At 73.5% G+C, this 23,826-nt stretch carries 20 protein-coding genes; 9 read left to right on the top strand and 11 right to left on the bottom strand.

The annotated features are described in order from the left end of the window. Positions 1 to 40: 40 nt before the first annotated feature. The gene (locus tag NW895_RS17830) at positions 41 to 1,252 is read right to left on the bottom strand and encodes an ROK family transcriptional regulator (protein WP_289936690.1); all 1,212 of its coding nucleotides are present in this window, start codon (positions 1,250 to 1,252) and stop codon (positions 41 to 43) included. Between the two features lie 573 nt (positions 1,253 to 1,825). After that, on the bottom strand, positions 1,826 to 2,920 hold the full coding sequence (locus NW895_RS17825) for a mechanosensitive ion channel family protein (protein WP_289936689.1): 1,095 nt from the start codon (positions 2,918 to 2,920) through the stop codon (positions 1,826 to 1,828). 325 nt (positions 2,921 to 3,245) lie between these two features. Here NW895_RS17825 and NW895_RS17820 point away from each other — a divergent pair, with 325 nt between their 5' ends. Further along, positions 3,246 to 3,782, top strand: coding sequence for an HNH endonuclease (locus tag NW895_RS17820; RefSeq protein ID WP_289936688.1), 537 nt, complete (start codon positions 3,246 to 3,248; stop codon positions 3,780 to 3,782). 97 nt (positions 3,783 to 3,879) lie between these two features. Here NW895_RS17820 and NW895_RS17815 read toward each other — a convergent pair whose 3' ends face one another. The 4 genes from NW895_RS17815 to NW895_RS17800 all read right to left on the bottom strand — a co-directional run bounded on the left by NW895_RS17815 (position 3,880) and on the right by NW895_RS17800 (position 9,466). Continuing rightward, positions 3,880 to 5,232: an FtsX-like permease family protein gene (locus NW895_RS17815; protein WP_289936687.1), complete on the bottom strand. Its 1,353-nt coding sequence runs from the start codon at positions 5,230 to 5,232 to the stop codon at positions 3,880 to 3,882. Further along, complete coding sequence (locus tag NW895_RS17810) at positions 5,229 to 5,921, bottom strand: ATP-binding cassette domain-containing protein (protein WP_289936686.1); 693 nt, start codon at positions 5,919 to 5,921, stop codon at positions 5,229 to 5,231. Before NW895_RS17810 ends, NW895_RS17815 begins: the two co-directional genes overlap by 4 nt. Beyond that, positions 5,918 to 6,451 carry a PadR family transcriptional regulator gene (locus NW895_RS17805; protein WP_289936684.1) on the bottom strand — a complete coding sequence of 178 codons (534 nt, stop codon included), beginning with the start codon at positions 6,449 to 6,451 and terminating at the stop codon, positions 5,918 to 5,920. Before NW895_RS17805 ends, NW895_RS17810 begins: the two co-directional genes overlap by 4 nt. A 93-nt stretch (positions 6,452 to 6,544) precedes the next feature. Next, entirely contained in the window at positions 6,545 to 9,466 is a 2,922-nt protein-coding gene (locus NW895_RS17800) for a beta-N-acetylglucosaminidase domain-containing protein (RefSeq protein WP_289936683.1), read from the bottom strand. Positions 9,467 to 9,710: 244 nt separating this feature from the next. On the opposite strand from NW895_RS17800, the gene NW895_RS17795 reads away from it, so the two are divergent. The 3 genes from NW895_RS17795 to NW895_RS17785 all read left to right on the top strand — a co-directional run bounded on the left by NW895_RS17795 (position 9,711) and on the right by NW895_RS17785 (position 12,451). Further along, on the top strand, positions 9,711 to 9,989 hold the full coding sequence (locus tag NW895_RS17795; protein WP_289936682.1) for a hypothetical protein: 279 nt from the start codon (positions 9,711 to 9,713) through the stop codon (positions 9,987 to 9,989). Next, positions 9,990 to 12,107, top strand: a complete 2,118-nt coding sequence (malQ, locus tag NW895_RS17790) for a 4-alpha-glucanotransferase (protein WP_289936681.1) — start codon at positions 9,990 to 9,992, stop codon at positions 12,105 to 12,107. A gap of 68 nt (positions 12,108 to 12,175) precedes the next feature. Then, positions 12,176 to 12,451, top strand: coding sequence for a hypothetical protein (locus tag NW895_RS17785; protein ID WP_289936680.1), 276 nt, complete (start codon positions 12,176 to 12,178; stop codon positions 12,449 to 12,451). 187 nt (positions 12,452 to 12,638) lie between these two features. On the opposite strand, the gene NW895_RS17780 is transcribed toward NW895_RS17785, so the two are convergent. Then, positions 12,639 to 13,217 (bottom strand): TetR family transcriptional regulator, encoded by a 579-nt coding sequence (locus NW895_RS17780; RefSeq protein ID WP_289936679.1) that lies wholly within the window; start codon positions 13,215 to 13,217, stop codon positions 12,639 to 12,641. 131 nt (positions 13,218 to 13,348) lie between these two features. Between NW895_RS17780 and NW895_RS17775 the strand changes: the two genes are divergently transcribed. Then, on the top strand, positions 13,349 to 14,812 hold the full coding sequence (locus NW895_RS17775; protein WP_289936678.1) for an FAD-dependent monooxygenase: 1,464 nt from the start codon (positions 13,349 to 13,351) through the stop codon (positions 14,810 to 14,812). A 59-nt stretch (positions 14,813 to 14,871) separates the two neighbouring features. Here NW895_RS17775 and NW895_RS17770 read toward each other — a convergent pair whose 3' ends face one another. Continuing rightward, entirely contained in the window at positions 14,872 to 15,384 is a 513-nt protein-coding gene (locus tag NW895_RS17770; protein ID WP_289936677.1) for a MarR family transcriptional regulator, read from the bottom strand. Positions 15,385 to 15,487: 103 nt separating this feature from the next. Here NW895_RS17770 and NW895_RS17765 point away from each other — a divergent pair, with 103 nt between their 5' ends. Continuing rightward, on the top strand, positions 15,488 to 16,429 hold the full coding sequence (locus NW895_RS17765) for an EamA family transporter (RefSeq protein ID WP_289936676.1): 942 nt from the start codon (positions 15,488 to 15,490) through the stop codon (positions 16,427 to 16,429). Between the two features lie 55 nt (positions 16,430 to 16,484). On the opposite strand, the gene pepN is transcribed toward NW895_RS17765, so the two are convergent. Further along, a complete protein-coding gene (gene pepN / locus NW895_RS17760; RefSeq protein WP_289936675.1) occupies positions 16,485 to 19,064 on the bottom strand; it encodes an aminopeptidase N in 2,580 nt (859 codons plus the stop codon). Positions 19,065 to 19,176: 112 nt separating this feature from the next. Between pepN and NW895_RS17755 the strand changes: the two genes are divergently transcribed. Further along, positions 19,177 to 19,677 (top strand): DUF1203 domain-containing protein, encoded by a 501-nt coding sequence (locus tag NW895_RS17755; RefSeq protein WP_289936674.1) that lies wholly within the window; start codon positions 19,177 to 19,179, stop codon positions 19,675 to 19,677. On the opposite strand, the gene NW895_RS17750 is transcribed toward NW895_RS17755, so the two are convergent. After that, a complete protein-coding gene (locus NW895_RS17750; protein ID WP_289936673.1) occupies positions 19,598 to 20,557 on the bottom strand; it encodes a LysR family transcriptional regulator in 960 nt (319 codons plus the stop codon). The two genes, NW895_RS17755 and NW895_RS17750, sit on opposite strands and share 80 nt — an antisense overlap. 121 nt (positions 20,558 to 20,678) lie before the next feature. Here NW895_RS17750 and NW895_RS17745 point away from each other — a divergent pair, with 121 nt between their 5' ends. Next, positions 20,679 to 21,905 carry an MFS transporter gene (locus tag NW895_RS17745; protein WP_289936672.1) on the top strand — a complete coding sequence of 409 codons (1,227 nt, stop codon included), beginning with the start codon at positions 20,679 to 20,681 and terminating at the stop codon, positions 21,903 to 21,905. A gap of 24 nt (positions 21,906 to 21,929) precedes the next feature. Here the strand turns inward: NW895_RS17745 and NW895_RS17740 are convergent, their stop codons facing one another. Then, the gene (locus NW895_RS17740; RefSeq protein ID WP_289936671.1) at positions 21,930 to 22,949 is read right to left on the bottom strand and encodes an aspartate-semialdehyde dehydrogenase; all 1,020 of its coding nucleotides are present in this window, start codon (positions 22,947 to 22,949) and stop codon (positions 21,930 to 21,932) included. Positions 22,950 to 23,295: 346 nt separating this feature from the next. Here NW895_RS17740 and NW895_RS17735 point away from each other — a divergent pair, with 346 nt between their 5' ends. Continuing rightward, entirely contained in the window at positions 23,296 to 23,826 is a 531-nt protein-coding gene (locus NW895_RS17735) for a sigma-70 family RNA polymerase sigma factor (protein ID WP_289936670.1), read from the top strand.

Raw genomic sequence — 23,826 nt, 5'->3', positions numbered from 1 at the left:
GGACAGGGGAAGGGGAGGCGAGGGGGGTGGAGTACGGGGGTCAGCGCGAGGTGTCGAAGACCTCGTCGCGGGTGGTGGTGAGCGCGCTCTCCAGCGCGCCGCGCAGCACGGGGTGTTCGCGGACGTCGCCCACGACCAGGCGCGGCCTGGATGCGGCCAGCTCCTCCAGTTCGGCCTGCACGAGGGCGCGCAGGGGCTCGCCGCCGGAGGTCAGGCAGGCGCCGCTGAGGACGAGGAGTTCGGGGTCGAGGACGGAGACGAGAGCGGCGAGACCGGTGGCCAGCCGGGTCGCGTACGTCTGCAGCAGGCGGCGGTGAGGGCCGTCGTCCTCGGCGGCGGCGCGGGCGACGAGCGCGGCGGCCACCTCGTCGTACGGGCCCGAGGGGATCTCCTCGATGCCCAGCTCCCGGGCCAGTACGGGCAGGGCCTGTGAACCGGCCAGCTCCTGGTAACCACCGCTGTTGGCCTTGGTGACCTGGCGGACCAGGGGAGTGCCCGGCACCGGCAGGAAGCCGACCTCGCCGGCGCCGCCGGTCCAGCCGCGGTGCAGGCGTCCGCCGAGGACGAGGGCGGCGCCCAGGCCCTCCTGGTTCCACAGCAGGACGAAGTCCTCGTGGCCCCGGGCCGCGCCGAGGCGCTGTTCGGCCACGGCGGCGAGGTTGACGTCGTTCTCGTACTCGAACGGCATCGGCAGGGCGGCGGCGAGTTCGTCGAGGAGGGTGGGGGAGTGCCAGCCGGGGAGGTGGGAGGCGTAGCGCAGGCGGCCCGTGGTGGGGTCGAAGGCGCCGGGGGTGCCGATCACGAGGCGGTGGATGTCGCCCCGGTCCAGTCCCGCCGCCTTCACCGCGCCGTCGAGGGCGTCGGTGACCTGCTGGACGACCGGGGTGCCGGTGTGCCTGCCGGGGGTGGGCAGTTCGTACCGGCCGACCGTGCGGCCGGTGATGTCGGCCACGGCGGCGAGGATGCGCCCCGGGGTGACGTCGAGTCCGGCGGCGTACGCGGCGGCGGGGTTGACCTCGTACAGCTGTGCGCCCGGGCCGGGTCGCCCCTCGGTGGTACCGGTGGCGAGCACGAGCCCCGCGGCTTCCAGCCGGGCCAGCAGCTGTGACGCGGTGGGCTTGGACAGGCCGGTGAGCTTGCCGATCCGCGTACGGGACAGCGGCCCGTGCTCCAGCAGGAGGTCCAGGGCGGCGCGGTCGTTCATGGCGCGCAGGACGCGCGGGGTGCCCGGCGTACCGGCGGTTCCTGCCATGGGGTGTGCACCTGCCTTTCCGGCCGCCTAGCTTCTCAGGGGGCTGGAGTGAAGTCGATGGCGGTCCATCGGCTCACTGTTAGGAAACTTTCCTATCGATCGGGTGGAAGGTAAGCCTGCCGGGGAGGGGGTGTCAACGGAGACCGGCCGGGAGTTGGCCGAGTCGTTACCTGGCCCGGGCGGCCGAGTTCGGAGGTACTCCGGTCGGTTCCGCCTGAGTCCGCTGCTGCGCGAGGCGGACGGCGCTCTGAAGGACGGGAACGACGCAGGCCCGTCGATGCCGGTCCGGGAGGCCGCGCTGGTTCGTGTTCGTGGGCATGGGGGTCTGGCTGTACCGGGCGGTCGGCGGCACCGCAGGTATCGCCCACCGAGGCGAGCGGGACCTCGCTTGGCAGGTGCTGTCCGGCGTCTTCCGGCTCTGGGCCTTCGTGGCTTCCGCCGCCACCTGGGCTGCCGTCCGAGGCCGGCCCGCACGAGGCCGGCACGGGCATGGGCTTCCGTGCCACGCATGGCAGCGGTGGCACGAAGACCCTGGTCGAACGAGCGTGCTGAACCGTTCCCCTGATCCCGGCCCTACTTCGTCACACTCGGCGGCGGCACGAGCGGCGTAGCCCGTTCCGCCTGCGGCGACGACGTGTTGGCGTACGCCGACGGGGCCGCGACGGCGGCCGTCGGGTCCTCCGCGGCGGAGCCGTCCGCCGGGACCGTCGCGCCGCCCACGATGGGGATGTCCGCCGCGTCGAAGGCGCGCTTGATGCGCCAGCGCAGTTCGCGTTCGACGGAGAGGGACTTGCCGGGCATCGTCTTGGCCGAGACGCGGACCACCATGGAGTCCAGGAGGACGCTGTCCAGGCCGAGCACCTCGATCGGGCCCCACAGGAGCTCGTTCCAGGGCTCCTCCTTGCTCATCCTCTCGGCGACCGCGTCGATCGTGGCCTTGACCCGGTCCAGGTCCTCGTCCGCGCGGACGGTCACGTCCACCCCGGCGGTCGACCAGCCCTGGGAGAGGTTGCCTATCCGCTTGACCTCGCCGTTGCGGACGTACCAGATCTCGCCGTTCTCGCCGCGCAGCTTGGTCACCCGCAGCCCGACCTCGATGACCTCGCCGGAGGCCACGCCCGCGTCGACGGTGTCGCCGACGCCGTACTGGTCCTCCAGGATCATGAAGACGCCGGAGAGGAAGTCCGTCACCAGGTTGCGGGCGCCGAAGCCGATGGCGACACCGGCGACACCGGCGGACGCCAGCAGCGGGGCGAGGTTGATCTGGAACGTGGCCAGGACCATCAGCGCGGCCGTGCCCATGATCAGGAAGGACGCGACCGAACGCAGTACCGAGCCGATGGCCTGGGAACGCTGCCGACGGCGCTCGGCGTTCACCAGCAGACCGCCCAGGGCCGTGCCGTCCACCGCCTGCACGGTGCGGTTCATGCGGTCTATCAGCTTGGTGATGGCGCGCCGGACGACGACTCTCAGCACCGCCGCTATCACCAGGATCAGCAGGACCCTGAGGCCGATCGCGAGCCACGTGGACCAGTTCTGTTCGACCCAGCTGGCGGCGTTCGTCGCGCTCTCCTGGGCGTCCTGGAGCGTGGGGACCGCCGGGGCCGACTCCGAGGGAGTCGGGGACGGGGACGCTCCGGCGGCCAGTAGGACGGCGGACAAGGACACGGCAGGTACCTCCAGGTGCAGCGGACCGCCCTCCGGCACGGGTCACGACGTTCAAGGTCACGGAAAGGTCACCGAAGGGGCGGCTCCACCACACTAACGGGGCATCGTGTGTGAATCGGCGTGATGTTCGCGGGAGGAACCGTGCGCATCCCGAAACCAACAGGTGGGATGAACCGGCCGTGATCCGGGGGATGAATGAGGTGTGGTCGAAAACACTCCCAGCCCGTTACCGGGACATGGTGGCGCTTCCACCAGGCCTGAGGGGAGACTGACTACGGATCGTCCCGGCGCGAGCCACGTGCCGCCGACGTACAAGGAGGCATCTGTGCCGCATGTCCTGGTCCTCAACGCGTCGTACGAGCCCCTCGGCGTCGTACCGCTCCGCCGCGCGCTCGTCCTGGTCCTCGAGAACAAGGCCGTGTGTCTTGAGGAGTCCGGCGCCTTCATGCACAGCGCGACCGTCACAGTCCCCGCACCCAGCGTGGTCCGGCTCAAGCGATTCGTCCGGGTTCCCTATCGGGGGCCCGTTCCTCTGACCCGGCGGGCGCTCTTCGCCCGCGACGGGGGCCGGTGCATGTACTGCGGTGGCGTCGCAACCAGCGTCGACCACGTCATCCCGCGCAGCCGCGGGGGCAAACACGTCTGGGACAACGTGGTGGCGTCCTGCCGCCGCTGCAACCACGTGAAGGCCGACCGTCACCTGTTCGAACTGGGCTGGCGGCTGCGCCACAAACCCGCTCCGCCCACCGGTCTGGCCTGGCGCATCATCGGGACCGGCCATAGGGACCCGCGCTGGCTGCCGTACCTGCAGCCGTACGGCGCGGACGACGCTCTGGCCCGGATCGACGGCATCTCAGCCTGACGATCCGGGCCTTCGCATTGCCGTCCATGCTCGCGCAGCTCGCGCACGGCCTGCGAACCGGCCCCGGGGTCCCCCGTGCCCCGGGGCCGGCCGTCGGTCACGCGTAGCGCAGCTCCGCCGGACGTACCGAGCGGCGCAGCAGGGGCAGTGCCGTGGCCGCCGCCAGCAGGCAGGCCGCGTACACGGCGAGCGGGACCAGCAGGGCCGCCCACGGCACGGAGCTGACGCCCAGGAGCACGGCGTACGGCGTGCCGATCGCCATCCCACCGACCCCGGCCAGCAGCAGCGCCGGCGCGAGGGGCAGCGCGGTCTCCAGCAGCAGTGCCCGGCCCAGCACCGGCTGCGGCACGCCGGCGGCGGCCTGCGCGGCCAGGCCCCGGCGGCGGGTGGCCAGCGACTCGGCGGTGCCCACGGCCAGGCCGGAGAGGGTGATGGCGAGGGCGACGAGGATCGCGGCGGCGGTCAGGTTCAGGCCCGTGGTGTAGAAGGACATGTCCGCTGCGAGCTGGTCCTTGCCGTTCAGCTCGCCGAGCAGCCCCTGCCGGACGCCCACGAAGCCCGTGCCGGCCACCGTCACCACCAGCACGGCCGCGTGGGTGCGGGCCGGCGCCCACGGGTCGTCGCGCAGCCGCTCCGCCGCGATCAGCGTGGCCGCCGACCGGGCCCGGACCGCCAGCAGCCGCCCGGTGAGCCCCGCCGTGACCCCGGCGAGCCACACCGCTCCCGAGCCCACCGCGAGGACCAGGCCGAGCACGACCATCGGCGCCTGCCAGGGCCCGTCGGGCCGGTTCCGGTACGTGGAGGTCGTGACCACGGCGGCGAGCGCCACCACCGCCAAGAGCAGCACCGCCCCCAGGAACAGCAGCCCCGGCCCCCGTCCCGTACGCGGCCGCGCCCGGCGTACCCAGCCGAGCGGCGAGGCCACCACGCGGCGCAGCGCCAGCGCGCCCGCCGCCGCGCCCAGCACCGGCACCCCGAGGGCGACCACCGCGATGCCCGCCCAGGCGAGGGCGGTCGGCTCGCCCCACAGGCGCAGCAGGAGCGGCACCGCGAGGACGGTGGCGAGGGCCGAGCCCAGCAGACAGGTCAGGCCGGTCTCCAGCGCCGCGATCCGCCGCACCTGCCAGGGCGTCGCCCCGGCCAGCCGCAGCCCGGCCAGCCGCCGGTCGCGGTGCACGGCACCGATGCGGGCGCACTGGCCGAGGAAGCCGAGCACGGGGACCAGCAGGAGCAGCAGGGCGACGATCACCCCGGAGCGCGTACCGGGCTCGTCCAGCAGGCCGTGACCCACGGACACGTCGTAGCTGCCCCGCAGCGAGGTCAGCGCGACCGTCGCCAGCGCGAACCCGGTCGCGAGTGCCGCGCCGGTCGCCGTGAGCGCGATCCGCCACCACTCGCGGCGGTCGGAACCGCGGGTGAGCTCGAAGGCGAGACGGACGTCGGCTCTCACGCGGTCACCTCCAGGCCGGCCACGGTCCCGTCGCCGAGCCGCACCTCCCGGTCCGCGTAGGCCGCCACCTGGGCGTCGTGCGTGACCAGCAGCACCGCCGTGCCGGCCTCGCGGGCCGTGTGCGTCAGGGCCGTCATCACCTGCTCGCTCGCCAGCGAGTCCAGCGCGCCGGTCGGCTCGTCCGCGAAGACCACCTTCGGGCCGGTGACCAGGGCCCGGGCCAGCGCGGCCCGCTGCGCCTGGCCGCCGCTCAGCTCACCGGGCCGCAGCTCCTCCTGCCCCCGCACCCCGAACCGCTCCAGCCACTCACCGGCCTGCGCGCGGGCCCGGGCGCGGTCGGCGCCGGCCAGCATCAGCGGCAGCGCCACGTTGTCGAGGGCCGTCAGCTCGGGTATCAGCTGCCCGAACTGGAAGACCACGCCGAAGTCGGTGCGGCGCAGCTCGCTCAGCCGCTTCTCCGGCAGCCGGTCGAGCCGCTCCCCGGCGTACGTCACCGCCCCGGAGTCCGGCCGGACGATCCCGGACAGACAGTGCAGCAGCGTCGACTTGCCGCTGCCGCTGGCGCCGGTGACGGCGAGGATCTCGCCGGCGCGCAGCTCGGCCGAGGCGCCGCGCAGGGCCTCGGTCCTGCCGTACGCCTTGGTGAGATCACGGGCCGCCAGGAGCGGCGGTGCCTTGTCGTTGCTCATGCTGCGTCGACCTCCGCGGTCAGGGTGGTCAGCCGGGCCGCCGTCGTGGTCATCCAGCGGAGGTCGGCGTCGAGATGGTTGAGGGCGTAGTCCGCCGAGAGCATGGTCGCCAGGTCCGCGCCCCGCGCGGCCTTCACCGCCGTGAGTTCCCGCATCCGCTCCATGTGGGCGGCGCGCTGGGCGCGCAGATAGGCCTCCGGGTCGCCGCCGGAAAGGATCGAGACGACGACCTTGGCGAAGATCTCGTTCGTCACGAAGGGCGCCGGAGCGGCGACCTCGCCGGCCCATCTGGCCAGTTCCCGGCTCCCCTCGTCCGTCGAGCGGTACGTCGTCCGCTCCGGGCCGCCGTCCGAGTCGGTGCCCTCGATCTCCGCGAGGCCGTCGCGGACCAGGCGCTGCAGGGTCGTGTAGACCTGCCCGTAGGCGAGCGGGCGGGCCTGCGGGAATCGTTCGTCGTGGCGTCGCTTCAGGTCGTAGCCATGGCTCGGCCCCGAGGCGAGCAGCCCCAGCAGGATGTGGCGGGTGCTCATGCGGATCATTATGTACTGAGTACATGTACTGAGTGAATAGTGGCCCCCGACGAGATCCCGACGAGATACGGAAGGTCAGCTTCCGCCGGGAGGTCACTCCGCGACGGCGTACGCCTCCACCGACCACAGCGAGTACCCGTACGGCGTGGCCCGCTTCTGGCCCTGCACCCGCACGAACCGCACGTCCCGCTCGTCCATGCGCACGGTCTCCCGCCCGCCCCGGCCGTCCCGCACCGTGGCCGCCGTACGCCAGCGGCGGCCGTCCGCCGACACCTGGACGCGGTACGCGGACGGGTGGGCGTCCTGCCAGTGCAGCACGACCTGGCCGAGCCGGACCGGGTCGGCCAGCCGCACCTGCCACCACGCCCCGTCGTCGACGGGCGACGACCAGCGCGTCCGGGGATCGCCGTCGTTCGCCGCGGACGCCGGGAAGTCGGGCGTCTCGTCACCGGAGGAACGCGCCGTGCCGGTGCGGGCGAGGTCGGGCCCGGCGGTGCGCGGGAAGGCGCGGACCGTGAGCGTGCGCGTCGTCCCCCCGAAGGCGAGCCGGATCTCGTACGACCGTGACGGCGTCCCCGGCGCGACGGTCACCTCCACCGGGACCTCCACCGTCGTGCCGCGCGGCAGCGTCAGCGGGGCCGCCGGGACGCGCACCCGCACGCCCTCGGGAGCCTCGGCGGTGAGCCTGCCGCGCACGTCGGCCGGGCGCAGCGAGCCGAGCCGGGCCGTCAGCCGCTGAGTTCCGCCGATGTCGATGTCCGCCCGCGCGCGCGTCAGCTCCAGCGAGGCGTCGGTGGAGTCGGCGAACCAGGGGACCAGGTGACGTACCCGGGACGCGGCCGGGCCGGTGACGCGCAGGGCGTCGACGCGGAGGCCGGGGGTGAGCGGCGGGCGCGGCGCGACACCGGTGGCGCCGGATTCGGTGCTCCGGCGGGCGGTGACCTCGGTGGCGCCGCTCGCGTCCAGCGACCCGATGCGTTCCCAGCCCCTGCCGGGCACATGGACCTCCACGTCCCCGCTCGTGCCGGGCTCGGCGAGGACCGTCACGGAGGACAGGGCGCGGGTGTCCGGCAGGCGGACCATGCGGCCGTCCGACGCGTCGCCGAGGCTCACGGACGGCTCGTGGTCGAGGCCCGCCCAGGCCGCGTACGCCTTCTGCGCCCGGCTCAGGAACGGGTCCAGCACGCCCGTGCCGACCGTCACCCGCGCCTGCGCGAGCCGGTCCCGGAGGCGGCCGAGGTTCCGGTACGCCGTCCAGGCCCCCGCCGGGTCCCCGGCGCCCTGCGCGCGCAGCATGTCGAGCGCGGCCGTGCCGGCCTCGCCGTAGCGGGCCAGCTGCTCGGACCAGGGCGCGACTTCGGTGCCGAGCCGGCTGCGCCCGAGCCGCTCGGGCAGCTCCCGCATCACGGTGAACGCCTCGCGCAGCCGGCGTGCCGCTGTCTGGTCGGTGGAGCCACGGGTGTTCCAGAACGCCTCGATCAGCGGCCGCAGATACGCCGACTCGTCCCGGTCCAGGACCGAGGACGCGTCGTTCCCGGCGAGGGCCGTCAGGGCCTGTTCGCGGCGGGCGTCACCGGCCGCCAGGTCGTCGATTGCGGCCTGCCAGGACTCCTGGGGGCGGTAGGCGCGCGGGTTCCAGGCGTAGTCGGCGGCGGTGAACAGAGGGATGCGGGAGGCCTCCGCCTGTTCCATCGCGTTGGCCAGCAGCGCGGCCGAACCGGTCGCGACGGCCGGGTCGCGGCCCTGGTAGGGGCCGAGGAAGATGCGGCCGGGGGCGTAGTCGTTGACGGGGTAGTTGTCCATGGTGACCAGCGGATGTTCCCCGAACACCGACCTCGTCGCGGCCAGCTCGCGGCCCGTGATGGTCCGGGGGACGACACCGATCCCCGTCCACGCCACCTCGACGCGCTCGTCCAGGGCGTGCGTCAGCGCCCGCCGGTAGTCGGTCGGCCCGTCCTCGTAGTACTCGGTCGGCATCAGGGACAGCGCGGCGGAGCGGCGGTGACGTTCCGCCAGGTGCCGGGCCACCGCGTTCGCCACCCGCGCCTGGGCCCGCGCGGCCGCCTCGGGGCCGGAACCGAACCGTTCCGCGTCCGCGTCGCAGTGCCACTCGCTGTAGCTGACGTCCTGGAACTGCAGCTGGAAGGCCCGGAAGCCCAGCGCCCACATCGCGTCGAGCTTGCGCGTCAGCGCCCGCACGTCGGCGTCCGAGGCGAAGCACATCGCCTGTCCCGGCGTCACCGCCCAGGCGAGCGTGACGTGGTTGCGGCGGGCCCGCTCGGCCAGCTCGCGGAACCGGGCGCGCTGCCCGGCCGGGTACGGCTCACGCCAGCGGGCCTGCCGGTAGAGGTCGTCGCCGGGGGCGTACAGGTACCGGTTCTGCTTGGTGCGGCCCATGAAGTCGAGCTGCTCCAGCCGCTGCTCGTGCGTCCACGGGGTGCCGTAGAAGCCCTCGGTGGTGCCGCGCACGGCCGTGCCGGGCCAGTCGCGTACGGCGACGGCCGCGATGGTGCCGTCCTTGCGCACGAGGTGGCGCAGGGTCTGGACGGCGTGGAACAGGCCGTCCTCGCCGGCGCCGGAGAGGGTGACCCTGCCGTCACCGACGGTGAGCCGGTACCCCCCGGAAGGGAGGTCGTGGTTCACGTCACCCCGGGCCTGCTCCGTCTCCGCGCGGACCACCAGCGCCCCCGCGGGCGGCGTGTCACCCGTCGTGAGGACCGTGACCCGGCGCGCCCCCGCCTCCAGCAGCAGCGTGCGCAGCGCCTCGACGGCGTACCGGTCGGCCGTCGCGCCGGTGACCAGGGCGACCTCGTCGGTGACCGCGACCGGGGTGCCGTTCGGGCGCAGGGACTGCGGACGCGGCCAGACCGAGACGTCCGCGCCGGCCGAGTCGGGGGTCGTCGTGGCCGTGCCCGGGGTCGGCGGTGCCGCCAGGGCGGCGGGGGCGGCGCCCAGGGTTCCGGCGACGACGGCGAACGCGAGGGCGGCCGCCCTCTTCCCACGCCGTTGCTGCACAGGCCCCCCTCCTGGTCGGCCGGTATCCGTGTCCGGCTCTCTCGCAGAAGCATCGAGCCCACCATTCCTGCGGTGAACGTGTCAACGAGCGTGGCCGGTGTGACTGATTTACCCGAATCTGGAGACTGGGTCCGGCAGGAGTGTGTGAGCAGAACCACCATGTTCCTGTTTGGGCGTCTGCCGTCGCGCCCACTGGGTAGGGCTGCGGTAACCAGCCAAAGCCGTACTCGACAAGGAGGCTCCCATGGCTGCATCCGCATACCTCGTCCTGCCCGCCCCGTCCAAACCCGTGAACTCGAACAAACCGGTGGACCCTTCCAAACCCGTGGCGGACTCGTCCGCCCAGCCCGAAAGCCCCCACTTCTGCGTCTTCAGCGCCGAGGGCGCCTGCACCGAGGCCCCGCTGACCAGTGAGCCTCCCCACCCCGACGCCGAACCCCTGACCAGTGAACCGCCGCTCTCCGACGCCATGCCGCTGACCAGCGAGCCCTCGGTCGCCGTCCCGGACTATTCGAGGCCCTAGATGACCGCGCCGGCCGAGCCCCCCACCGAGGACCTGTCCCGGCTCGCCGAACTGCACGGCGTCGCCACCTCCTACAGCCCGTCCCCGGACCGTACGGTCGCGGCCTCGGCCACCGCCGTCACCCTTGCCCTGGCCGCCCTCGGTATCGACGCGAGCACCCCCGAGGCCGTGCGCGGCGCGCTCGCCGCCCGTGAACGGGAACTGCGCGAGCGGCTGCTGCCGCCGACGGTGGTGTGCTGGGGCGGGAGCACCTCTCCCGCCCTGGCCGCGTTGCCCGAGGGCACCGGGCTCCGCATCGAGACCGAACAGGGCGAGACGCGCGCCGCTGCCGAGCGGCTCCCGCCCGGCGTCCACCGCCTGACCGCCACCGCCCCCGACGGACGTACGGCCCGGTCCCACCTGGTCGTCGCCCCGGCCCGGCTGCCCACGCCCACGGGGCGCTCGTACGGACTCCTCGTCCAGCTGTACTCCCTCCTCTCCCGCCGCTCCTGGGGCATGGGCGACCTCGGCGACCTCGGCGAGCTGACCGCCTGGGCCGGACGGGCTCTCGGCGCCGGATTCGTGCAGGTCAACCCCCTGCACGCGGCCGTACCCGGCGCCCCCACCGACCCGTCCCCCTACCGGCCCTCCTCACGCCGCTTCCCCGACCCCGTCCACCTGCGGATCGAGGACGTGCCCGAGTTCGCGTACGTCACGGACCCCGAACGCGTCCGGTCCCTGCGGGAGCGGGCCGGGCGGCTGCGCGCGGCGGTCCTGGAGGAGGGCGCCCTGATCGACCGGGACGCGGTGTGGGAGCTGAAGCGGGAGGCGCTCGAACTGATCCGCGAGGTGCCCCTCGGGCCCGGCAGACGCGCCGCCTACTGCGACTTCCTCGCCGAGCACGGCCAGGCCCTGGAGGACCACGCCACCTGGTACGCGCTCGCCGAGGTGCACGGCCCCGACTGGCACCGCTGGCCCGCCGGTCTGCGGGACCCGCGCTCGCGCGAAACGGCCCGCGCCCGCTCGGAACTGATGGACCGGGTCGACTTCCACTGCCGTCTCGCCTGGCTCACCGACGCCCAGCTCACCGCGGCCCAGCGCACCGCGCGCGAGGCCGGGATGCCGGTCGGTGTCGTGCACGACCTGGCGGTCGGCGTGCACCCCCAGGGCGCCGACGCCTGGGCACAACAGGAGTACCTCGCGGCCGGGATGTCGGTGGGCGCGCCCCCGGACGCCTTCAACGCCCGCGGCCAGGACTGGGGCCTGCCCCCGTGGCGCCCGGACCGCCTGGCCGGCTCCGGCTACGCACCGTTCCGCCGCCTGCTGCGCGCCCTGTTCCGCTACGCGGGCGCCCTGCGCATCGACCACGTCATGGGCCTGTTCCGGCTCTGGTGGGTGCCGCAGGGGCATCCGCCGACGCAGGGCACCTACGTCCGCTACGACGCCGAGGCCATGCTCGCGATCCTCGTCCTGGAGGCCGCCCGGGCCGGAGCCGTGGTGATCGGCGAGGATCTGGGCACCGTGGAGCCCGGCGTGCGCGAGCGGCTGCGCGAGCGCGGGGTGCTCGGCACGTCGGTGCTGTGGTTCGAACGGGACTGGGAGGGCGACGGCCGCCCCCTGCCCCCCGACCGCTGGCGGGAGGACTGCCTGGCCACCGCCACCACCCACGACCTGCCGCCCACCGCCGCCCGCCTCACCGGCGAACACGTCGAACTCCGCCACGGCCTCGGCCTGCTCACCCGCCCGCTGGAGGAGGAGCGCGCCCAGGCGGCCGCGGACGCGGGGGAGTGGCTGGAACTGCTCGCCCGGCTCGGCCTGCTGCCGGGAACCGGCGGCGGCACCGACACCGCCTCCGAGGAGGCCGGGATCCAGGCCGTCCACCGCTTCCTCCTGCACACCCCCGCCCGCATGGTCGGCGTGTGGCTCCCGGACGGAGTCGGTGACCGCCGCCCCCAGAACCTGCCGGGAACCTGGGACCAGTACCCGAACTGGCGGCTGCCGATCGCCGACGCGGAGGGGAGACCGGTGACGCTGGAGGAACTGGCGGCTTCGCCGAGGGCGCGTGCGTTGTTCGACGTGCTGCGGCCGGGTGACGTGCCGCGGTCGGGTGACGTGCCGCGGTCGGGTGGCGGCCGGTGACCCGGCACACCTGCCCGTACGGCACCCCGGGCGCGCGCCGCCCACCGCCGTTCGCTACCTTTTGCACCGTGGACAAGAAGAACGCCCTGCGCGCCGGCGCCCTGGCCGCCGGTACGACGCTGATGATGCTGCTCATGTCGTCCCCCGCGCTCGCGCTCACCCGCGACGACGGTGACGACCCCGGCCCGGGTCTGAGCGTCATCGAGACGCTGGGCCTCTACGTCGCGGCTCCGATCGTGCTGTTCCTGGTCATCGCCGGTCTGGTCATGGTTCTGGACAAGTCCAAGCAGGAGCACCGGGTGACCACGAAGAACATCCGGACCAAGGCCGACGCCAAGGCCTGACGCAGGGCCGTCCCCCGGACGGCTCCGCCGCGCACTTCCCGGAGGGCGCCGTCTCCGGCGTACGTACACGCACACCGCCGTACGTACGCCGGAGACGGCGCCCTCCGCGTGTCCGGGTGACTGTGTGTGACTGTGTGTGCCGGGGTGCGTCCGGGTGCCTCCGGGTGCGTTCCCGGGGGCGGGCTGCTCAGGGGTGCGGTGCGGTGAGGTACCGCTGCAGTGTGGGCGCCAGCCACGCCACGATCTCCTCGCGGGTCAGCGCGACGGCCGGCGGGAACCTCAGCACGTACCGGGTGAGTGCCAGCCCGAGGACCTGCGTCGAGACGAGCCCGGCCCGTGCGGGCGCCTGCTCGGGGTCCGGGCACACCTGGCGGGCGACCGGCAGCAACTGGTCCCGGAAGATGCCCTGCATCCGCTCGGCCCCGGCCTGGTTGGTGGCGCCCGCCCGCAGCAGGGCCGTGAGCACCTCGTTCTCCTCCCATCTGTCGAGGAAGTGGGTGACTAGGGCGTGACCGGCCCGGTCCCGGGGCAGCGCGCGCAGGTCGGGCAGCCTCAGGTCGATGGCGACGGCCGCCGCGAAGAGGCCCTCCTTGTTGCCGTAATACCGCATGACCATCGACGGATCGATGTGCGCGTCCTTGGCGATGGCGCGGATGGTGGCCCGTTCGTAGCCGTCGGTGGCGAACCGCTCGCGGGCGGCTTCGAGGATCGCGGCTCGGGTGGTGTCGGAGCGGCGGGAGGGGGCGGTGGGCTTGCTGTCGGGCATGCCAACGAGCGTAGGCCAACACAAGTAGGCCAACAAGCGTTGACCAGTGCTGAGCCGAGGTCTAACTTGGGGTCAACGAGCGTTGGCAAACAGATGTAGGCAAACACACGTTGGCACTCAGGAAGGCCAAGATGAACGCCACCTCCGGCACCACCCCGGGCACCACTCCCGCCGTGATCATCGTCGGCGCCGGCCCCACCGGCCTCCTCCTCGCCGGCGATCTCGCCACCGCCGGCGTCCCCGTCACCGTCCTGGAGAAGCGCCCGCACAAGATCAGCAACCTGTCCCGCGCCTTCGTCCTGCACGCCCGCACCCTGGAGCAACTCGACGCCCGAGGGCTCGCCGACGACCTGGAGGCCGTCGGCCGGCGCCTCGACAGCCTCCGCCTCTTCGGCCACCTCTCCCTCGACCTCGGCGGCCTCCCCTCCCGCTTCAACCACCTCCTCGTCCTCCCGCAGTACGAGGTGGAAAAGGTGCTGGAACGGCGCGCGGTCGAAGCGGGAGCGGACTTCCGGTACGAGACCGAGGTGGCCGGGCTGACGCAGCACCCGGACGGCGTGACGGTGCAGGTCCGCGCCGTGGACGGCCGGACCGGGGAGCTGCGGGCCGCCTACGTCGTGGGCGCCGACGGTATGCGCAGCACCGTGCGCGACGCGATCGGCCTGCCCTTCCCCGGCCGCTCGGTGATCCGTTCCGTCGTGCTGGCGGACGTGCGGCTGGCGGAGCCGCCCGAGGACCTGCTCACCGCCAACGCCGTGGGCGACGCCTTGGCCTTCATCGCGCCCTTCGCCGACGGATACCACCGCGTCATCTGCTGGAACCGCGCCCGCGACGTCCCCGACGACACGCCCGTCGACATCGAGGAGGTCCGGGAGAACACCCGGCTCGCCCTCGGCCGTGACTTCGGTATGCACGACGCCCGCTGGACGTCCCGCTTCCACAGCGACGAACGCCAGGCGCCCGCGTACCGCGTCGGCCGGGTCTTCCTCGCCGGGGACGCCGCCCACGTCCACACCCCGGCCGGCGGTCAGGGCATGAACACCGGCCTGCAGGACGCGGCCAACCTCAGCTGGAAGCTGGCCCAGGTGATCAACGGCCACGCGACCGAGGAACTCCTCGACACCTACCAGTCCGAACGCCACCCCGTCGGCAGGGCGGTGCTCCTCAGCAGCGGCGGCATCGTGCGCCTCGCCATGGCCAAGCACCCCTGGACGGTGGCGCTGCGCGCCGCGCTCGCGGGCTTCCTCGGCTCCGTCGGCCCGGCCCGCCGCAGGGCCGTCGGCCAGGTCACCGGCATCGGCTACAGGTACGCCGCTCCCCGGGGTTCCCATCCCCTGACCGGTCGGCGCGTCCCGGATGTCGCCCTGGCCGGCGGCGGCCGCCTTCATGAGGCCCAGCGCGGCGGCCGGTTCGTGCTGATCACCCCGGAGCCGTACCAGGGCGGGAGTGCCCGCGCGGACCGGCTGGCCGTGGAGCGCTGGGCGAGCGACCGCCGTACCGCCGTGCTGGTGCGGCCCGACGGATACGTGGCCTGGGCGGCGGACGCGGCGGACCGGGCTGCCGTCGAGCGGGCGGTCGCCGCCCACGTCGGGTGACGGCCGTTCACGGCCGGGAGGGTGACTCCCGCGCCCTCGGTCCGGCTCGGAGGCCGGTCTCAGGCCCCCGTGCCCAGCACCAGTCTCCGCAACAGGTCGGCCAGTTGGCCGGCCTGTTCGTCGTCGAGGGCGGACAGGGCTTCCGTCTGGACGGCCAGTCCGGCGGCGACCGCCTCGTCGATGAGGTGCAGACCCTTCTCGGTGAGCGACACCTGCAGGGCGCGGCGGTCGTGAGGGTCGGGGGAGCGGCGCAGCAGCCCGGCCCGCTCCAGCTTGTCCAGGCGGCCGGTCATGCCGCCCGTGGTCAGCATGAGCGTCGCCGAGAGCTGGCGGGGCGAGAGTGTGTACGGCTCGCCGGAGCGACGCAGGGTCGCCAGCACATCGAACTCCCCACGGGAGATCCCATAGGGCGCGTACGCCTTCTCCATGCGGTCGCCGATGGCTCGGGAGAGGCGGTTGAGGCGCCCGAAGACCTCCATGGCCCGCGTGTCGAGGTCGGGCCGTACGGCAGCCCACTGGCCGATGATCGCGTCGACGGGGTCCCTGCGGGGCGGCTGTGGGTGTGCGGTCATGTGCCGAGTATCGGCCGCCGGACGGTCACCCGCAAGAAAGTAGCTTGACGATAAGTAGCTTAGAGCTAAGCTACTTCCTGCTGACCTACTTGAAGGGTGTCCCATGGCCGCCAACCGCGCCGCGCTCATCGCCGCCACCGCCCTCGCCCCCGTCTCCTGGGGCACCACCTACGCCGTCACCACGCAGTTCCTCCCGGCGGACCGCCCCCTGTTCACCGGCCTCATGCGCGCCCTGCCCGCGGGCCTGCTGGTGCTCGCGCTCGCCCGGGTGCTGCCGCGCGGCGCCTGGTGGTGGAAGGCGGCGGTGCTCGGCGCGCTCAACATCGGCGCCTTCTTCCCGCTGCTGTTCCTGTCCGCGTACCGGCTGCCGGGCGGCATGGCCGCCGTCGTCAGCTCGGTCGGTCCGCTCTTCGTCGCCGGGCTCGGGGCGGTGCTGCTGGGGGAGCGGCCCACCGTACGGACGCTGCTGACCGGGGTCGTGGCCGCGTTCGGCGTCAGCCTGGTCGTGCTGAAGGCGGCGGGGGCGCTGGACCCGCTGGGGGTGCTCGCGGCCCTCGCCTCCACCGCGTCCATGTCCGCCGGTACCGTCCTCACCAAGCGGTGGGGCCGCCCCGACGGCGTCGGCCCGCTGGCCCTGACCGGCTGGCAGCTGACCGCGGGAGGCCTGCTCATCGCGCCCGTCGCCTTCCTGGTCGAGGGCGTGCCGCCCGCGCTGGACGGCCGCGCGGCCGGCGGCTACCTCTACCTGGCGCTGGCGAACACGGCGGTCGCGTACTGGCTGTGGTTCCGGGGCATCGGCCGCCTCACCGCCACCCAGGTCACCTTCCTCGGCCCGCTGTCGCCGCTGACCGCCGCGACTGTCGGCTGGGCCGCGCTCGGGCAGGCGCTGACGCCGGTGCAGCTTGCGGGGATGGCGCTGGCGTTCGGGGCGACGGTGGCGGGCCAGCTCATGCCGCGCACGGCGCCGACCCCGGCCGGACCGCCCGGGCCGGGCCCCGTCACCGGCACCTTGGTCAAGGCCACCGGCGGGGTGTCCCCGCGCTGAACACGTCAGGGGCGCCCGGTGCGGCACCGGGCGCCCCTCACCGTCGTACGGGCGACTACTGGTGCCCGGCCGCGGCGTCCGCCGCCTGGGCCCTGAGGGCGCGTTCCACGCCCGCCCGGGACTCGGAGACGAGACGGCGCAGGGCCGCGTTCGGCTCGGCGGAGGACAGCCACGCGTCCGTCTTGTCCAGGGTCTCCTGCGAGACCTGGACCGACGGGTACAGGCCGACCGCGATCTGCTGGGCCATCTCGTGGGAGCGGGACTCCCAGATGTCCTTGACGGCCTCGAAGTACCGGTCGGTGTAAGGCGCCAGCACCTCGCGCTGGTCCGTCTGGACGAAGCCGGAGATCACCGCCTCCTGGACGGCGTTCGGCAGCTTGTCGGACTCCACGACCGAGGCCCAGGCCTCCGCCTTGGCCTCCGGGGTGGGCCGGGCGGCCCGGGCGGTGGCGGCGTGGCGCTCACCCGCGGCCGTCTTGTCCCGCTCGTACTCGCCGGCGATCTCCGCCTCGTCGAAGCGGCCCACCGCGGCGAGCCGCTGCACGAACGCCCAGCGCAGCTCCGTGTCGACGACCAGGCCCTCGATGGTCTGGGACCCTTCGAGCAGGGCGTCCAGCAGGTCCAGCTGCTCCGGCGTCCGCGCCGTCGCCGCGAACGCGCGGGCCCACGCCAGCTGGTGGTCGCTGCCGGGAGCGGCCGCGCGCAGGTGCGCCAGCGTGGCGTCCGTCCAGCGGGCGAGCAGCGCCTCACGGGCGGCCGGGGCGGCGTACAGGTCGATCGCCAGCTTCACCTGCCGCTGCAGCGACTGCACCAGGCCGATGTCGGACTCCTTGCCGATGCCCGACAGCACCAGGGAGAGGTAGTCGCGCGTCGCCAGCTCCGCGTCCCTCGTCATGTCCCAGGCCGACGCCCAGCACAGGGCCCGGGGGAGGGAGGACTCGAAGTCGCCCAGGTGCTGCGTCACGAACGCCAGCGACTGCTCGTCCAGGCGGACCTTCGCGTAGGACAGGTCGTCGTCGTTGAGCAGGACCACCGCCGGGCGGCGCCTGCCGACCAGCTGCTGTACGGCCGTCAGCTCCCCGTCGACATCCAGCTCGACCCGCTCGTCCCGCACCAGCTTGCCGGACGCGTCGTCGAGTTCGTACAGGCCGATCGCGATGCGGTGCGGCCGCAGCGTCGGCTCGCCCTTGGCGCCGGCCGGCAGCGCGGGGGCCTCCTGACGGATCGCGAAGGACGTGATCACACCGTCCGCGTCCGTCTCGATCTCCGGGCGCAGGATGTTGATGCCGGCCGTCTCCAGCCACTTCTTCGACCACGTCTTCAGATCACGGCCGGAGGTCTCCTCCAGCGCGCCGAGGAGGTCGCTCAGGCGGGTGTTGCCGTACGCGTGGGCCTTGAAGTAGGCCTGCACGCCCCGGAAGAACTCGTCCATGCCGACGTACGCGACCAGCTGCTTCAGCACGCTGGCGCCCTTGGCGTACGTGATGCCGTCGAAGTTGACCAGGACGTCGTCGAGGTCCCGGATCTCCGCCATGATCGGGTGCGTGGACGGGAGCTGGTCCTGGCGGTACGCCCACGTCTTCATCTGGTTGGCGAACGTCGTCCACGCGTGCGGCCAGCGGCTCCCGGGCGCGTGGGCCTGGCAGGCGATGGAGGTGTACGTGGCGAACGACTCGTTCAGCCACAGGTCGTTCCACCACTCCATGGTGACCAGGTCGCCGAACCACATGTGGGCCAGCTCGTGCAGGATGGTCTCCGCACGCACCTCGTACGCCGCGTCCGTCACCTTCGACCGGAACACGTACTGGTCGCGGATGGTGACCGCGCCCGCGTTCTCCATCGCGCCCGCGTTGAACTCCGGGACGAACAGCTGGTCGTACTTCTTGAACGGGTACGCGTAGTCGAACTTCTCCTGGAACCAGTCGAAGCCCTGCCGGGTCACCTCGAAGATCGCGTCCGAGTCGAGGTACTCGGCGAGCGAGGGACGGCAGTAGATGCCGAGGGGCACCGACTGGCCGTCCTTCTCGTACACGCTGTGGACCGAGTGGTACGGGCCGACGATCAGGGCCGTGATGTACGTCGAGATGCGCGGGGTCGGCTCGAAGACCCAGACGTTGTCCTTCGGCTCCGGCGTCGGCGAGTTGGAGATGACCGTCCAGCCCTCCGGAGCCTTCACGGTGAACTGGAAGGTCGCCTTCAGATCCGGCTGCTCGAAGTTCGCGAACACCCGGCGGGCGTCCGGCACCTCGAACTGGGTGTAGAGGTAGGCCTGGTTGTCGACGGGGTCGACGAACCGGTGCAGGCCCTCGCCGGTGTTGGTGTACGCGCAGTCGGCGACCACGCGGAGGATGTTCCGGCCCTGGAGAAGCGCCGGCAGGGCGATCCGGGAGTCCTTGAAGACCTCGGCGGGGTCCAGCTGGTCGCCGTTGAGGGCCACCTCGTGGACGGCCGGGGCCACCAGGTCGATGAAGGACTCCGCGCCGTTCTCGGCCACGTCGAAGCGCACCGTGGTCACGGACCGGTACGTACCGCCCTCCTGCGCGCCGGAGAGGTCGAGATCGATCTCGTACGAGTCAACGGTGAGCAGCTTCGCCCGCTGCTGCGCCTCTTCCCGAGTCAGGTTTGTGCCAGGCACGCGGTCATCTCCTCGATATGTGTCGGTTGCGCCATCCTTCCACGGGACCGGAGGCGAATGCGATGTCCGTTTCCCGCCGGTGAGCGGGACGGACACCCGCGAGCCTGGGCGCATGACGACACCCACGGCGACGCCGGCGACTGCGTACACCGCACGGCCGATTCCCCACGTGACCCTGAAGGAGCTGCGCTCTGCTGACGACGCGGGACGCGAGATGGTTCCCGTCACCGACGAGGAGGGCGGCGCCCCCCTCCGCTGCTGCCTGCGCCACAGCGAGCCGGGGGAGAGCATCGCCCTGGTCTCCTACGCCCCGCTGCGCCGCTGGGCGGCCGGGGCGGGCGTCGACCCGGGCGCGTACGACGAGCAGGGCCCGGTGTTCATCCACGCCGGGGAGTGCCCCGGCCCGCGCGGCGCCGGGCTGCCCTTCACAGGCGCCCACCGCACGGTCCGCCGCTACTCCGCCGACGGCCGCATCCTGGGCGGGCGCCTGGTGGAGCGGGCCGAGGATTTCGAACCGGCCTTCGACGAGGCATTCACCGACCCCGAGGTGGCACTCGTCCACGTCCGGGCCGTGGAGTACGGCTGCTTCCTGTACGAGGTGCGGCGCTCCTAGGCCTCGCCCGGCCCGACGCCGTCTGCGCCACCGCCCGCGCGAAGGCCCGCACCGTCTCCGTCTCCCCGTCCCGGTGCCACACCAGGCCGAGGGCCGAGTCGGGCAGGCCCTCGACGGGCACGAAGGTGACGTCCTCGCGGCGGTGGTGGGCGGCCGTCGGCCGGCACAGCAGCAGGGCGCCGCGACCGGCGGCGACCAGGGTGAGGCCCTCCTGGAGGGTGGTCACCTCCGGTCCGGGCGTGCCGCCGGGGGCGTGCGCGGCACGCCAGTACGCGGGCGCCGGGGACGCGGCGCCGACCAGGGGCACGTCGGCCAGGTCGGCGGCGGTGACCGAGGGGCGGGACGCGAAGGGGTGACGCACGGACACGGCCACCGTCTGCCGCTGCCGTGAGAAGACCGGGCCCAGCACCAGGTCCGGCTCCTCGACCGGCAGCAGGACCACGGACGCGTCCACGGCGCCCCGGCTCACCGCGCCGAAGGGGTCGGCGAACGGGATCTCCACGAGCTGCGTCACGCACCCCGGATGCGCGGCCTGGAACGCCGTGACCGCCTCGACCAGCCGGGCGTCCGCCGTCCCCTGGAAACCGAGCCGCAGCGTCCCCTCGACGCCACGTGCCGCCGCCCGCGCGTCCTCGACCGCCGCCCGCACCGCGTCGTACGCCGGTCGCAGCCGCGCCAGGAACCGCTCCCCGAGGGGGGTGAGCGCCACCCGGCGGCTGGTGCGGTGCACCAGACGGGCGCCGATCCGGTGCTCCAGGGAGTTCAGCAACTGGCTCACCCGGCTCTGCGAGACGTACAGCCGCTCCCCGGTCCGGCCGAAGTGCAGCTCCTCGGCGAGCACCAGGAAGCACTCCAGTTCCCGCGCCTCCAGTCCGGCCACGGCCCCCAGCCCTCCCTTGCCGATCGATGAGCCCTGCTCATAGAAGATCGATGAGCCCTGCTCATAGAAGGGTGAGCGCTTCGCCGTTGTTCCGCACCCGCCCGCGCAAAAGGCTGGGGGCATGTCCTCCACGACCCCGAACACCACCTCACCGGACCGACCGGACACATCCGTCACCCCCGCCCCCCGCCACTCCTGGGCCGCTGTGCTCGCCCTCGCCGCCGCCACCTTCACGGTCGTCACCACCGAGATGCTCCCCGTCGGCCTGCTCACCTCGCTCGGCGCGGGACTCGGCGTCTCGCCCGGCACCGCGGGCCTCGCCGTGACCCTGCCCGGGCTGCTCGCCGCCGTCAGCGCCCCGCTGCTGCCGGTCGCCGTCCGCCGCACCGGCCGGCGGACCATGCTGGGCGCACTGCTGCTCCTGCTCGCCGCCGCCAACCTGCTGTGCGCGCTCGCCACGGACTTCGCCGTCCTGCTTCTCGCCCGGGCCCTGGTCGGCGTGTGCATCGGCGGGGTGTGGGCGGTGGCCGCCGGGCTCGCCGTACGGCTCGTGCCGCCGGCCTCGGTCGGCCGGGCGACCTCGGTGATCTTCAGCGGGATCGCGGTGGCCTCGGTGCTCGGTGTGCCCGCGGGCACCTTCCTCGGCGCGCTCGCGGGCTGGCGCTGGTCCTTCGCCGCGCTGTCCGTGCTCGCCCTGACCGCGGCGGGCGTGCTGGCCAGGACCCTGCCGCCGCTGCCGGCGGAGCGGCCGGTCCGCCTCACCACCTTCGGCCGGCTGCTGCGGCTCCCGCAGGTCTCCCGCGGTCTGCTGGCGGTGGCGCTGCTGGTCACCGGCCACTTCGCCGCGTACACCTACGTCCGCCCCGTCCTGGAACGCGTGCCGGGCACCGGGGCGGGCCTGATCAGCACCCTGCTTCTGGGCTACGGCGTCGCGGGCGTCGCCGGCACCTTCGCGGTCGGCGCTCTCGCGGCCCGCGACCCGCGCCGCGCCCTGCTCGCCGTCTCGGCCGGACTCGGCACGGTGGTCGCACTGCTGGTACCCGCCGACGGCTCGCTCGCCGCCTCGACCGCCCTGCTCGTCGTCTGGGGCCTGCTGTACGGGGGTGTCTCCGTCTCCGCGCAGAACTGGCTGTCGGCCGCCGCCCCGCAGGCCCGGGAGGCGGCGTCGGGCCTGTTCGCCGGGGTGTTCAACACGGCGATCGCCCTCGGCGCCTTCACCGGCGGCCGGGTGGCGGATGCCGCGGGCCTGCCACAGGTGCTGTGCCTGGCCGCCGCACTGGCACTGCTCGCGCTGCCCGCGGTCGCCCTGGCCGGGCATGCGGAAGGGGCGGTCACCGTCCCGCGGTGACCGCCCCCCACGGCGTACGGACGCCTACTCGGCGGTGAGCTCCGCCGCCACCAGCTCCGCGATCTGCACCGCGTTCAGGGCCGCGCCCTTGCGCAGGTTGTCGTTGGAGACGAACAGGGCGAGGCCGTTGTCCACGGTCTCGTCCTTGCGGATGCGGCCGACGTACGACGGATCCTGGCCGGCGGCCTGAAGCGGGGTCGGCACCTCGGTGAGGACGACGCCGGGGGCGTCGGCCAGCAGCTCCTTGGCGCGCTCCACGCTCAGCGGGCGGGCGAAGCGGGCGTTGACCTGGAGGGAGTGGCCGGTGAAGACCGGGACGCGCACGCAGGTGCCGGAGACCTTCAGCTCGGGGATCTCCAGGATCTTGCGGGACTCGTTGCGGAGCTTCTGCTCCTCGTCGGTCTCGTCCAGGCCGTCGTCGACGATCGAGCCGGCCATCGGCAGGACGTTGTACGCGATCGGCGCGACGTACTTGTTCGGCTCGGGGAAGCTCGCCGCCGAGCCGTCGTGGGTGAGCTTGGGCGCGTCGTCGCCGACCTTCCTCACCTGCTCGAACAGCTCGTCGACGCCCGCGAGGCCGGAGCCGGACACGGCCTGGTAGGTGGCGACGACCAGCGCTTCGAGGCCCGCCTCCGCGTGCAGCGGCTTCAGTACCGGCATCGCGGCCATCGTCGTGCAGTTCGGATTGGCGATGATGCCCTTGGGACGGTCGGCGATCGCGTGCGGGTTCACCTCGGACACCACCAGCGGTACGTCCGGGTCCCGGCGCCAGGCCGAGGAGTTGTCGATCACGACCGCGCCCTGCGAGGCGACCTTCTCGGCCAGCGCCTTCGAGGTCGCGCCGCCCGCGGAGAACAGCACGATGTCCAGGCCGGTGTAGTCGGCGGTCGCCGCGTCCTCCACCGTCACGCCGTCCAGGACCGTCCCGGCCGAGCGGGCCGAGGCGAACAGGCGCAGCTCGTCGATCGGGAAGTTCCGCTCCGTGAGGATTCTGCGCATGACCGTGCCCACCTGACCGGTGGCTCCGACGATTCCGACCCTCACGGCGACTCCTTCTCGTAACGTTCGTGTGCCTGATGCACGGTCGAGCTTTTCCATCATGCGGCCCACCCCGGCCCGCCTGTCCAGTTCTTTACCCACGGCGCCCGGGGAATGGGACGCGGCATCGCGGCCACCGGTCGTGGACCTTCGGCCGCCACCCCGCTGAGCTGCAGGAAATCAGCCGCACCGGCCCCCGGACCGCAAGCTGTACTGCCCCGCACCTGCCCCGCCGCGCGCCGGCGCATACGACGGTGTGACGTACACCTCGATCCGGACTCCGCCACAAGAGGCCGAACGTTTCCGCCCTCACCGGCGTCATAGGGGAAACGCGGTGAGGAGAGGGGTGGCTGTGCTGCGCAGAAGGACCCGCCGCGGCCAGGGGGACGCGGTACGGGACGATCCCCTGGACGCGGACCAGGAGCGCCGGGTGCGGGCGGTGCTCGCGCTCGGCGGGGTGCCGCAGGCGGACCTGCCGGACGGGGTGCAGCAGGTACGCCTGCGGCTGCTGGAACGGGCCGCGAGCGGGCGCGAGGCGCCGCGGGACGTGTCGGCGTGGGCGGCGGTCGTCGCCTCCAACCTGGCGATGGACTGGCACCGCGCCAAGCGCCGCCAGGAGCGGCTCGGCGAGCGCCTGGCCGCGCTGCGGCAGTCGGCCCACCCCTCCGGCGAGGACACCAGCCTGCTCTCCCTCGCCGTCGCCCAGGGCCTGGACGAGCTGCCCGACACCCAGCGTCAGGTCCTGGTCCTGCGCTTCTACGCCGACCTGCCGGTGCGCGGCATCGCCGAGGAGCTGGGGATCCCCGAGGGCACGGTCAAGAGCAGGCTGCACACGGCGGTACGCGCCCTGCGCGCCCGCCTGCACGAGGACGAGGTGGTGTGA

The organism is Streptomyces sp. S.PNR 29, from assembly GCF_030386795.1.
GTDB lineage: Bacteria > Actinomycetota > Actinomycetes > Streptomycetales > Streptomycetaceae > Streptomyces.
The sequence above is the reverse complement of the archived record's forward strand: the minus strand, read 5'-3'. Positions and strand labels throughout refer to the sequence as shown.